The following is an 11,304-nucleotide window of genomic DNA, read 5'->3' as shown; positions in this document are numbered from 1 at the left end:
TTAGGCACGCCGCCAGCGTTCGTCCTGAGCCAGGATCAAACTCTCCGAAAAAGAACAAAACCGAAGTTCTGTTTTTCGTCAGTTTGACTGACTACCTATGAAGTATCATAGGATTTTTTTATAATAACTCGAATTAACAGGTACGTTTTGTCTTGTTTAGTTTTCAAAGATCATTTTTCAAATGGAGCGGGTGATGAGAATCGAACTCACGACATCAGCTTGGAAGGCTGAGGTTTTACCACTAAACTACACCCGCATGATTTATTGGCGCGCCCGAGAGGAGTCGAACCCCTAACCTTTTGATCCGTAGTCAAACGCTCTATCCAATTGAGCTACGGGCGCTTAATCAGGCGACTTAATAATCTTAACATATCATTTTTATTAAGTCAATATCTTTTTGGGATTTGTTTGTCGCATGCGTTTGGACAGCAGTGTTCCAAATGCGTCATCAGCGACGAATAAAAATATACCACGGATCATATAAAAAGGTCAATACATTTTTCTAAAAAAGTTTGATACTTTTTTAGAAGTAATCTTTTCTTAGATAAATAAGGATGCGATAACCCATTTTCTTTTCCTTTTTTCATATTTCTAATGATTCTCAAATAAGATCTTTCTAAATTAAAAGGATGACAAAACATGGTCACCTAGAATTTTTTATTTATTGGAAAATTAAAATATTTACCAATCATTTAAAGAAGGTAGGAGATGATGAAAAAGTTCATCGCTTTTCAAAATCATGATCGATCTTTGGTAATAGGGGCTCTTATCGGCAACTTCTTCCCTGACTTCGGAATGACACTGCGGCCAATTGGTGATGGCTTCATCAGATGGATTAAAATGATTGTTGTTCCTATCGTTTTCTCTACTATTGTTATTGGTGGCAGCTGGAAGTGGCGGGATGAAGAAAAGGGTCAGCCTTGGATTAAAGACAATCATTTGGTTTGAGATCATCACGACCATCGTTCTTGGGATGATCGGTCTATTGGCTAATGTTTTAAAGCCTGGCGTGGAGTTGATTTTTTTAATGTAGCTAAGAAAGACATAGGGGAATTACACAGAAAGTCGTTGAGTATTAAAAATGATTTGAGATTTGTTCATAGTTGCCTTTTCCACCACAAGTGCAGAAGGTGTCGCCATTATCGCTGGTGTTGACAGAATTTTGGATATGACACGAACAGGAAACAAAAGGGGTGTAATGGTTTCTATTCTAAGGAAAGGGTCCGCCCTTTCCTTATCTTATGGTAAAAATGTTTGCTTCAGCATCGCTGTTCCTTCTTGTTGTATCTGCACTTCTGCATAGGCCCCGTTGATGAGGGTCATTTGCGGCGGAACGTGTCCACAATCAATATCGTAAAAAACCGGGATTCGTAATTCCTTGTGTAATTCTTCATATAGATCCGTATATTCATATCCTTCTACAGGAACATCTACTGCGCTTCGACCGAACATGATCCCAGATCAATGATCAAACCAACCTGCTAGTTTTAATTGTACAAGAGATCTCTTCATGCTCGCAGCATTTAATGCGCAGTTTTCGAAGTACCAAAGAATTGGTTCACCTTTCAGAAATGTTTCTTGAAAGGCTTTTACATCTCCAAAAGGCGTTCCTGCTAAGTGGCGTATCACATCAATACAGCCGCCCATCAGTCTTCCTTTCGCCGTCACCTCTAGTTGATCAACAGTACGCCATGCGGTTGGCTCGGTTAAATGAAAGACATGTTTACTTGGATTGTCATGCTGCCATTCCTTTTGATACATATAAGAAAATTGAGTAATGCCCGTCTTCTCTGAAGCAAAGTATTTGTTCCCACATAGCCGTCACCTGATCAGGCTCCTCCCCCCGAAGATCTACAAGGTTCGGTCCATGCGCTGTAGCAAAGCCTGTTTTTAATGTAAAGGCGAGCAAAAGGGCACTCGTATCAGAGTAACCAAGAATCCACTTTTTTTGCATCACTGAAAAATTAAGATGCTCTAGCACTTCAATAAGTAGCTGTCCGCCCCATGGCGGGATGATATGGTCAATCTCACCACATGTCATCATGTATTGGAGCTCGTTTGCTCGTTCTATAGCAGAGGCTGACTTTGCCTTTTCCTGCTGCCATACCGTATCTCCACATGTAACCTCATAGCCTCTTCTTTTCATCCGCTCGCATGACAACTGAAACATTTCATGTAAAGAGGATTGTACACCAGAGGAAGGTGCTGTGACGCCAATCGTCTGTCCCTTTTGCAAATGCGGATACTGGATCATCTTATTCCCCTCCATCATCTATTCAACTCTCATTCTATTTATTGTCAAGAAAATGCCCCTTTAGAAAGAACGCAAACAGCACCATAAAGGCAGGTGTTGTGAACGTGATGACTGCCCTCATTCCGCAGATGTTTCCTGGGTCACAATCCAAAGAAAATTTTCGATCAGCCCAATCGCCAAATGATGATCACAAGAGAGACTCCTCTACTGCATCTCTCATCCATATTAGTTCAAGTGGAGGGGGAACCGCTTCTGTTAATTTTACAACAACGTACATACCCCCAAATACTTGCGGCTAAGGCTTCCACTGCATTGCAGTCACCCGAAATGTTTTTATTTTCCGATTATTTTATAACAAATTCTGGTTTACTTCAATCCTTTTTTATTTCCCTTTTTCTTCATATAATAGAAGGTAGATGGGTATTGACATGCTGAATTCGTTTTCACGCAGAAAAGGAGAAGAGGTCGTTGAATATTGAAGCTAGGAAACACATTCCCCGTGCGGGACATGAACCGTTTCTCGAGGGGATGAAAGATTGTGTGCCAACCCTGCTCGGTTATATGAGTATTGGGTTTGCCTTTGGGATTGTTGGCATTAGTGCCCAGTTAAGTATATGGGACATTGCGCTCTTATCTATCTTTATTTACGCAGGTGCTTCACAGTTTATCATCTGTGCATTACTTGTAACAGGAAGCCCCCTTTCCGCTATTATTTTCACCACCTTTATTGTGAATCTGCGGCATTTATTGCTCAGCCTTACGCTCGCTCCTCATTTTACACGCTACTCTATAAAGCAAAATATCGGGTTTGGTCTTTTGCTGACAGACGAATCCTTTGGCGTGGCGATGAATAAATTAGCGCATCAAGGAAAGCTGAACAACCGGTGGATGCATGGCCTGAACGTAACGGCTTATTTGTGCTGGATTGCTGCCTGTACACTTGGGGGTATTTTTGGACATTGGATCTCAAACCCAGAGGCGCTTGGTCTTGATTTTGCTTTATCCGCTATGTTTGCTGCGCTGTTGATCCTGTCATTGCAAACAGTTCCAAAAAATAAGTTAACTCATCGCTTGTCGCTTGTTTTGTATATGGTGGTTGCGATGTTTGTACTGCTTCATTTTGTTCATTCACACGTAGCTGTTCTGTTAGCCACCGTGATTGTCGCAACCATTGGGGTGGTGACAGATAAATGATCAGCAGTTTTATGATATGGCTGATTCTTGGTTGTATGATTGTGACCGTCATTCCAAGGGTCGTTCCATTTTTATTTGTACGGAGTATTCAGCTGCCTGAAGTGGTACTAAAATGGTTATCCTTTATTCCGATTTGTATATTCACCGCTTTGATTGCAGAGCATCTTTTCATACATACAACAACAGGTGTCACCGTTCACTGGATGTATCTTGCTGTCTTGGTTCCAACCGTGCTGATCGCTATTTGGACAAAAAGCTTGTCAATCACTGTTCTGGTTGGAGTCATGCTGATGGGCACTGCCAGATGGTTTTTCTAAAAAGAAAGTGCTTAACCGTATGCGGTTAAGCTTCAGACCGTAGACAAAATCGATCACTTGATCAATTTTTCCCACAAGATGATCTTCAGGTACTAATTCATCTAAAGCCACTACTTCTAATTGATTTCTTCTTCCTTCTTCAAGTTTCGATAACATGTTCATCTCTTATAATGGTATTATTACCTTTATAATACAAAAAGCTTGTAGGCTTTGTTTCAAGCTGAGACCACTTAGATTCAGTGGTCTTTTCGATCTTCTTTTAAGACAAAATGCATTTCAGCAATCTGCTCGTATTGATGTACTTTTTGTAATGAAAATCTAACTTCCTGTTCCGTTGGAGGAAAAAGAGGAATTCCTTTTCCAATCATGACAGGTGCGATTTGAAGGAAAAGTTCATCGACCAACCTGGCTTTTAATAAAGGCTGAAGCACTTCCCCGCCTCCTACAATCCAGATATGTCTGCCTTTTTCATTTTTTAAGCTTGTGACAAATGATAAGAGATCTTCGCAAATGATGTGTGTTCCTTTATGACTGTCTTGTAAAGTCCGTGAAACGATATAGCATGTCTTTTCTTCATAAGGAAATTCATCAGGTGAAAGCTTAAGAACCTGCTCATACGTCTTACGCCCCATAATAAGCGTATCGACTGACGCATAAAAGTCATCATATCTCGTTTCCTCTTCGCCCTCCGTTCCTATTAGCCAATCAAGACGGTGATCCTCTCTCGCTAAATATCCATCGATACTCATCGCCCCATAAAAAAGCAATTTTCTTTTCTCACTCAATCCCTTCACTCCCCACCTCTAAATAAGAACATATATTCTATTTTATTGTAGCAGAAAGGAAAGAGAAAGGATACATTTTTTTCACACTTCTTATGATTCGTGTTCACCTTGACGAGAAGCTCGTACAATTTGTGTGCAAGCTTCTCGGCATCGACTGTCAAGCCTTCATGAATTCCTCTAGTACCCCAACGACAAAAGAGGAATCAATCTGTTCATTCTCCGTAATATGACACTGGTCAAGCTGCCATTCTTTCATGATTTTTTCTTATAAATGCTTTAACTTGATTGGGCGTTGGACCGTTGGGTTTCATAAATAACGTCAGCACTGATTGATTCTCTTTCAAATAACCGATGGTTTTGTTCAAAAACGAAAGCATATCAAGAAAAGCTTCAACATACAACCCGCCAAGCTGGTCCATAGCCAATCGTCATTTCTATCAAAAAAATGGATGGAGTTATGAGAGAGTGCTACGCTAAAAGAAATGTTCGTAGATTTATAAAACGGTGATCAATTAAGGTATCCTCTTCAGGTGATGATATAATAGAAACAGTTCAATTAATGATCATACTTGGAGGAGAGACTGATGATACGACGACTTGATCATATCGTGTTGACTGTTCAACATATGGAGGAAACCATTGGCTTTTATACAAACGTATTAGGGATGAAAGAAGAGACTTTTGGAGAAGGCCGTAAAGCTCTTCGTTTTGGTTTACAAAAGATCAACCTTCATGAAGCCGGTCATGAATTTGAACCAAAAGCTGCTCATTCCCTGCCTGGATCTGCTGATTTATGTTTTATCACCGACTTAGATATGGACGATTTATTGCTGCACCTTCGAAAGCAGGTTGTTCCAATTGAAGAAGGTCCGGTCAGGCGGTCTGGTGCATTAGGTCTGATTGAATCCATTTATATCCGTGATCCTGATATGAATTTAATTGAAATCTCCCGATATATAGAGGAGGCTGATCAGCGATGACTCGATTATTTTTGAGACCGATTGAAGAGCAAGATTTTCCTGGTATTCAGAAGGGGTATCAGCATGAAGAAACCATGACTGGAACTCGCAAATCGTTCACACTAAATGACATTCGTTCAGCCTATACCCGCTTTCTTCAAGATGACAGTAGACGAGACTTTGCTATTTGTCCTTGCTAGACACGAAAGAAATGATCGAGGATGCGGCGATTGTGGACATTGATCCAATTAACCATATGGCAAGCTTTCGCATTGCGCTGCATGGTCCAGAGCACTTTCAAAAAGGCTATGGCACTGAGGCTGTTCGGTTGGTTCAAGCATTCGCCTTTGACACATTAGAACTCTTAAAAAAGAAAGAGACCTCAACTGAAAAGTCTCTTCGTCGGTGCTTTTTTATATCTGATTCTTCATCTATTGTGCTGCCTCTTCTGTCACTTTTCCCTTCCAAATAAAGGTTAAACCTAACCCAAGGAATAAGACCACACCTGCGAATAGAAATGGGAAATGAATATTTTGATCAAATAATATTCCGCCAAGCGCTGGGCCGAAAATCGTACCAAGGCTTGTGTAGGTGGAGTTCATTCCTGCGACAAATCCTTGCTGATTGCCAGCAATTTTTGATAAGAATGTCGTTAATGCCGGACGCAATAAATCAAAGGCTAGGAAAATGATACATGTGACGATAAGCACAACCATAAAGCCTGACACGACAGTTGAAACAAAAGCGAGGACCGCTCCGACAATTAAGCATAGCTGAATGACTCGTTTCTCCCCAAGAGCATTCACCATTTTACCAAACACGAGCACCTGGATGATGACTGCTACAATTGAACTAACGGTAATGATGATCGCAATATCCTTCGGACCAAATCCAAACTTATGATTTGTAAACAAGCTGAAGACCGTTTCATATGCAGAGAGTCCAAACGCAAGGACAAACACAATGATAAAGGCGATGAGATAGCTTGGATGGATCGATTTTTTCAAGTCTTTAAAGAAGGTCGATTCCTTTACTTGATCCATTTGTTTCTCTCGCTCTTCTTTTGTTAATGGTTCCTTCAGCATAAACATAGACGAAATGACGGCAATAAATGCAATCCCTGCTGCAAAGAAGAATGGCAGGCGAACGCCATATTCTGCAATAAACCCGCCAATTCCCGGTCCGATGATAAAACCGGTACTAATAGCCGCGGATACATAACCCATTGCCTTTGATCTTTCTTGAACAGTCGTGATATCTGCAACATAAGCGGTGACAGCCGGCATGATAAACGCTGCACTAATGCCGCCAAGAACCCTTGCAAAATAAAGAACGTACACGTGTGTCCCTAAGCCAAAAACAAGTTCTGATAATGCGAATAAAAACAGCCCTGACACAATCATAATTTTTCTTCCATAGCGGTCTACCCATCTCCCTGTAATAGGTGATGCGATGAGCTGCGCAACGGCAAACGCCGCCACAAGATATCCCATCGTACTGCCCGTTAAATGCATGACATTCATAAAGAGCGGCATGACTGGAATGATCAGACCGATGCCTAAAAACGCAATAAATATATTACTTAATAAAATAACGAGTACAGCTTTTTGCTCACGAATCGGTTTTTGCATGATGTTTATTTCTCCTTTACTGACTCACTTATTACTCATGATTGGTTGACTCCGTGAATAAACAATGAGATCGCCTCTTTTTGTAATTCTTTTTTCTGCTTCATCGTGTCATTTTTATACAACACATCTAATCCGTAAAAAACGGAAAGTAATATTTTCACTTTGGACTCAACATGCTCGATCGACCAGCTGCCGTCTTCGTTTCCTTCAAGTAAGATGTCCCTCATTACATCATCAAAGTCGACATCAATCTTGTTCATCCGTTCCATCACTTCATCTGATGAAAATGCACTTGCACAAAATTCCTCACTGGCTCTCATTAAAGGATAGTTAATCGCCATTTGACTCAGCAGCTCTGCAAACCCTTCCAGCTTATCTATGGCTCGATGAATCGTTTGTTTCTCCTCATGCCATTTCTCTATCATGAAGCGATGATCCTCTTCCATGATATGAAGGAACAAAAACTCTTTTCCTTTAAAATGATGATAAAGGTTGCCTTTACTAATCTCAGCAGCCTCTAAAATATCTCGCACGGATGTTTCTGAATATCCTTTTTTTGCAAATAAATCACGTGAAGTGGTGACAATTTTTTGCTTCGTCTTCTCACTCTTTCCAGCCCCACTTTTCGTACTTGTCATGTGTAACAACCCCTTCTACCCTGCATTTCTCCAATAAGATAAAGCAAAACCGACCAGTTGGTTTTTTTATTATAAAATGATATCGCTTATAATACAATGAAAAAGTCATCTTCATAAGGAGTGGATCAATTGAAACAAAACGGACTTTGTGACAGGACCAAAAAAAGACTTGTTCATTTTTTTATGATCCGGGTGCGGCAACGACAATACCTCTCTCTTTCACCGCTGCATCATCATACAGAAATTTATAATTATTTTGATAGCCGTATAGATATTCACTTGTGGAAGTTCTTTTATTGTCGAAGCATCAAATTCACTGTCAGCGGTATGTGTTTGAGTCGGTTCGTTATAAAAAAAGGGCACTTCTCCAAAAATCCTTGCTCAAGTGATTTGAAGGAATCAGTTGTTATCGTGTCCGTCTTCGTAATAAAGCGAACCGATGCCATTCAGTCATTTAATGTCACCATGACACCTTTGCCATTTGCTCATTGAAAAATTAACCAATTAATGATAAAATATAGTAAAATTTCTCAAAAGGGAGTATACATATTGAGCTCGATTCAACCTTTTCATAAAATCCTAATCACGCTATGTATCAGTTCCATTTTACTTGGCTTATTTGTCGTCTTATATCCACCGATTCAGGGTCATCCCGCCTTTTTGGTATTTTACATCCCAATCTTTTTTGTTTGTTATTTTGTGTTTGCGGTTCCTTTGCAGTTGTTGTTTTCTTTGAAACTAAAGGCCTTTCATCCTCTCAATTTAGCTTCTTATTTACTTATTGCAACGGTTGGGTTGTCATGTTCTTTGTCTTTGATGGAGTAGGGAGTCCGGAATCCGTTCCTGTCATCATCATGAGCAGTCTCATCTACTGGGTATGTGATTCTTTGTTTTATCAAAGGGTTCATGAAAAAAACACCTAATGAAAAAGTGTTTTAGTTGCTCCCATTTGTTGCAGTCAACAACAATTGCCATGACGAGCGTAGAAAAATAAATAAAAATCCTTTTACCATGTGGATAACTCCTTATTCAAGCTTAATTCATGACACATTTTAAGCTTTCACAAAAAGAAAATGAAATAATTTATATAAATTCCTCATATTGTCAATCTAGTATGTTATACTAAACACAAACCTTTGAAGCATGAATTTTTTTCCTTGTACCATCTCCCTACTTGTACGCTGAGTAGGGTTTTTTATTGCAAAAAAAAACAGGCTCTCCATAGAGAACCTGTTTTAAGGGAAGTAGATTAAGCTACTTTTTGAACGTTAGCCGCTTGAGCTCCACGAGAGCCCTGCTCCACGTCAAATGTTACTTTTTGACCTTCGTCTAAAGATTTGAAGCCGTCACCTTGGATAGCAGAGAAATGTACGAATACATCGTCTCCTTCTTCACGTTCGATAAAGCCAAAACCTTTTTCTGCGTTAAACCATTTTACTGTACCTTGTTCCATGATTGTTGCCTCCTCGTGCGTTACCACACAATGTATTATACTATCCTTGCCCAAAGTACCCTCAAGACGAAAAGTCGATCTTCATACTATCCCTTACGCCGAACAAAAATAATTACTTTTCATTATAGCATGGATCGGAAATAATTGCAAAATATATTCATTTATATAGCGTATTGTTCATACCTCTCTGTTCCTGTTTTAGCTCTTCGTAGCTGATGAAAAAAACCGAAACCCCTGTAAGAGATTCGGTTATCTTCCTTATCCTTTTTTTGGTATTTCCGAAAGCTGGCCATCTTCCATCATGACAACACGGTCACATAAATCTAACATTCTTTCATCATGAGTCACCATGACAGCAGCTTTTTCTCTGATTTTCACTTCATCTGCTAGCATTTTTACAATTGTACGACCGCGCTCTGAGTCAAGGCTGGCAGTTGGCTCATCAGCCAGAATGATCTCTGGTTCGTTCATCCAAGCCCGAGCAATGGCCGTACGTTGACGTTCTCCCCCTGATAAACTTTGTGGATAACTATCCATACGATGGGTCAATTCAAGCTTTTCTAAAAGGGCAATCGCTCTTTGTTCCGCTTTTCTTTTATCATGTCCCGCTAGCTTCGGAATAAGCAAAAGTTGGTCACGGACGGTTAAATACGGAATTAAATTCGATGACTGAAATACAAAGCCAATTTTGTCTAATCTAATGCGATTCATTTTTTTTTCTGGTAGCTGACTGATATCCTTTCCATCAATGATAATACGGCCTCTCGTTGGAGATAGCAGCGCACCAGCAATCGAGAGTAGCGTACTTTTACCAGACCCAGATGGCCCCACAACAGCAACGAATTCTCCCGCTTTCACTTCTAAAGACACTTGATCTAGAACTTTTACAGTTAAATCACCATCACCAAAAACTTTATCAACATGATCCAGTATCAATTTATGACTCATTGTCCAGCACTTCCAATCGCTTCAATCGCATCAATTTTCGTAACTTTATATAGAGATATGAATGATCCTATCACTGAAACAGCCAGAAAAAGACTTGAGGAACCTAAAACCAATTGTGGTGTAAGATCAAACGGCATGCCGGGTGGTAAAATAGCAGCCACTCCATATGTTAGTGAAATACTAATCACAAGACTTATACATGTTAACAATACAACTTGGAAAAAAATATTACGTGCTAAATAACCGGTTGTTGCTCCCATAGCCTTTAATACCCCAAATTGATTGATTTTCTGTATAGTCATCACATAGAAGAAAACGGCTAACACAAAAGCAGCAATGATAAATAGAAAAACAATCATCATGATCAACGAGCCTTGTTCCTCAGAATAACCCGGAATCCCTTTTAGAGCCTGGCTTTTATCAATTACATCAACTCCGGTTACATCCTTATCAATTTGCTCAGCGACATCTTGACTGATCTTTAAAGCAATTGCGTTAAAAGATAATTCTTTATTAGAAGAATATCGATTGATGTCTCCCCACTCTTTAAAATTGATGTGAATCACAGGTGTGTGGCTAAATGATTCTCCTTTTGAAAACCCCACAATCTCAAACATTTTACCTGAGGACTGCTCTTTTATATAGTCCCCCAATTTCAATCCCTCTTCTTTTAGCGAACGATCTACAATGATTTCATTTGTGGCCTTGTTGTTCATCATCCGGCCCTCAACAACATCAGGTGCCAAAAATCCTTTCATATCTATGGCAAAGAATGTGGTATCAATCTTTTTAGAAGACTCTTTCTGCGTAAATGTCGTCATGTATACGCCTAAAGGTGAAGCTGATTCATTGTTGGTCAAGTGCCGGATGTCTTTCAGCTTGTCCTCAGACAGTATTGAACGAACCAAGCGATGATCTGCTTCTTTTTGAATCACAAAATAGTCTGTATCCATCTTTTGAATTGAAGAAGCATTATCAGCAGATAGTCCTTTTGCAAGTCCAGAAACAAAAAGAACAAGCCAAGCGATGAGCACCATAATTAATCCAATTAGAAAATAGCGTAATTTCGCATATTTAAGTTCTCGTAAAGCAAGAAACACTGTCTATTCCTCCTATCATCATATG

At 39.8% G+C, this 11,304-nt stretch carries 14 protein-coding genes, 2 tRNA genes and 3 pseudogenes; 7 read left to right on the top strand and 12 right to left on the bottom strand.

What is annotated here, in order from left to right; translation table 11 throughout:
* Nucleotides 1-182 precede the first annotated feature (182 nt).
* Nucleotides 183-256: transfer RNA gene (locus tag LC033_RS02305), tRNA-Gly, on the bottom strand.
* A 9-nt stretch (nt 257-265) separates the two neighbouring features.
* Nucleotides 266-342 (bottom strand) — tRNA-Arg (locus tag LC033_RS02300).
* 369 nt (nt 343-711) lie between these two features.
* Between LC033_RS02300 and LC033_RS02295 the strand changes: the two are divergent.
* Nucleotides 712-1,056 (top strand): annotated as a pseudogene (locus LC033_RS02295) (cation:dicarboxylate symporter family transporter); the annotation flags it as partial.
* A 183-nt stretch (nt 1,057-1,239) separates the two neighbouring features.
* On the opposite strand, the pseudogene LC033_RS02290 reads toward LC033_RS02295, so the two are convergent.
* Nucleotides 1,240-2,254 (bottom strand): annotated as a pseudogene (locus LC033_RS02290) (S66 family peptidase).
* A 70-nt stretch (nt 2,255-2,324) separates the two neighbouring features.
* Nucleotides 2,325-2,583 (bottom strand): annotated as a pseudogene (locus LC033_RS17130) (hypothetical protein); the annotation flags it as partial.
* 139 nt (nt 2,584-2,722) lie between these two features.
* Here LC033_RS17130 and LC033_RS02285 point away from each other — a divergent pair.
* Complete coding sequence (locus tag LC033_RS02285) at nt 2,723-3,448, top strand: AzlC family ABC transporter permease (RefSeq protein WP_226566656.1); 726 nt, start codon at nt 2,723-2,725, stop codon at nt 3,446-3,448.
* Entirely contained in the window at nt 3,445-3,765 is a 321-nt protein-coding gene (locus tag LC033_RS02280) for a branched-chain amino acid transport AzlD family protein (protein ID WP_226566655.1), read from the top strand. Before LC033_RS02285 ends, LC033_RS02280 begins: the two co-directional genes overlap by 4 nt.
* Here the strand turns inward: LC033_RS02280 and LC033_RS02275 are convergent.
* The 3 genes from LC033_RS02275 to LC033_RS02265 form a co-directional block, all read right to left on the bottom strand.
* Entirely contained in the window at nt 3,709-3,921 is a 213-nt protein-coding gene (locus LC033_RS02275) for a hypothetical protein (RefSeq protein WP_226566667.1), read from the bottom strand. The genes LC033_RS02280 and LC033_RS02275 overlap by 57 nt on opposite strands.
* Before the next feature lie 80 nt (nt 3,922-4,001).
* Nucleotides 4,002-4,550: a dihydrofolate reductase family protein gene (locus tag LC033_RS02270; RefSeq protein WP_226566654.1), complete on the bottom strand. Its 549-nt coding sequence runs from the start codon at nt 4,548-4,550 to the stop codon at nt 4,002-4,004.
* A 236-nt stretch (nt 4,551-4,786) separates the two neighbouring features.
* A complete protein-coding gene (locus tag LC033_RS02265; RefSeq protein ID WP_226566653.1) occupies nt 4,787-4,969 on the bottom strand; it encodes a hypothetical protein in 183 nt (60 codons plus the stop codon).
* Between the two features lie 165 nt (nt 4,970-5,134).
* Between LC033_RS02265 and LC033_RS02260 the strand changes: the two genes are divergently transcribed.
* Genes LC033_RS02260 through LC033_RS02250 form a run of 3 tightly spaced genes read left to right on the top strand, consistent with a single transcriptional unit; the run spans nt 5,135 to nt 5,981 of the window.
* Complete coding sequence (locus tag LC033_RS02260; protein WP_226566652.1) at nt 5,135-5,530, top strand: VOC family protein; 396 nt, start codon at nt 5,135-5,137, stop codon at nt 5,528-5,530.
* Nucleotides 5,527-5,709, top strand: coding sequence for a GNAT family protein (locus tag LC033_RS02255; RefSeq protein ID WP_226566651.1), 183 nt, complete (start codon nt 5,527-5,529; stop codon nt 5,707-5,709). Before LC033_RS02260 ends, LC033_RS02255 begins: the two co-directional genes overlap by 4 nt.
* On the top strand, nt 5,697-5,981 hold the full coding sequence (locus LC033_RS02250; protein ID WP_226566650.1) for a GNAT family N-acetyltransferase: 285 nt from the start codon (nt 5,697-5,699) through the stop codon (nt 5,979-5,981). The genes LC033_RS02255 and LC033_RS02250 overlap by 13 nt, the downstream gene beginning before the upstream one ends.
* On the opposite strand, the gene LC033_RS02245 is transcribed toward LC033_RS02250, so the two are convergent.
* On the bottom strand, nt 5,941-7,140 hold the full coding sequence (locus tag LC033_RS02245) for an MFS transporter (protein ID WP_226566649.1): 1,200 nt from the start codon (nt 7,138-7,140) through the stop codon (nt 5,941-5,943). The two genes, LC033_RS02250 and LC033_RS02245, sit on opposite strands and share 41 nt — an antisense overlap.
* 35 nt (nt 7,141-7,175) lie before the next feature.
* A complete protein-coding gene (locus tag LC033_RS02240; RefSeq protein ID WP_226566648.1) occupies nt 7,176-7,778 on the bottom strand; it encodes a TetR/AcrR family transcriptional regulator in 603 nt (200 codons plus the stop codon).
* A gap of 129 nt (nt 7,779-7,907) precedes the next feature.
* Between LC033_RS02240 and LC033_RS02235 the strand changes: the two genes are divergently transcribed.
* Nucleotides 7,908-8,270: a hypothetical protein gene (locus tag LC033_RS02235; RefSeq protein WP_226566647.1), complete on the top strand. Its 363-nt coding sequence runs from the start codon at nt 7,908-7,910 to the stop codon at nt 8,268-8,270.
* Nucleotides 8,271-9,027: 757 nt separating this feature from the next.
* On the opposite strand, the gene LC033_RS02230 is transcribed toward LC033_RS02235, so the two are convergent.
* The 3 genes from LC033_RS02230 to LC033_RS02220 all read right to left on the bottom strand — a co-directional run bounded on the left by LC033_RS02230 (nt 9,028) and on the right by LC033_RS02220 (nt 11,279).
* Nucleotides 9,028-9,231 carry a cold-shock protein gene (locus tag LC033_RS02230; protein ID WP_226566646.1) on the bottom strand — a complete coding sequence of 68 codons (204 nt, stop codon included), beginning with the start codon at nt 9,229-9,231 and terminating at the stop codon, nt 9,028-9,030.
* A gap of 258 nt (nt 9,232-9,489) precedes the next feature.
* Nucleotides 9,490-10,179 (bottom strand): ABC transporter ATP-binding protein, encoded by a 690-nt coding sequence (locus LC033_RS02225; protein WP_226566645.1) that lies wholly within the window; start codon nt 10,177-10,179, stop codon nt 9,490-9,492.
* The gene (locus LC033_RS02220; RefSeq protein ID WP_226566644.1) at nt 10,176-11,279 is read right to left on the bottom strand and encodes an ABC transporter permease; all 1,104 of its coding nucleotides are present in this window, start codon (nt 11,277-11,279) and stop codon (nt 10,176-10,178) included. Before LC033_RS02220 ends, LC033_RS02225 begins: the two co-directional genes overlap by 4 nt.
* Between the last annotated feature and the right edge of the window lie 25 nt (nt 11,280-11,304).

Source organism: Bacillus stratosphericus (assembly GCF_020524495.1).
GTDB lineage: Bacteria > Bacillota > Bacilli > Bacillales > Bacillaceae > Bacillus > Bacillus stratosphericus_B.
This window is presented reverse-complemented; position numbering and strand designations above follow the sequence as displayed.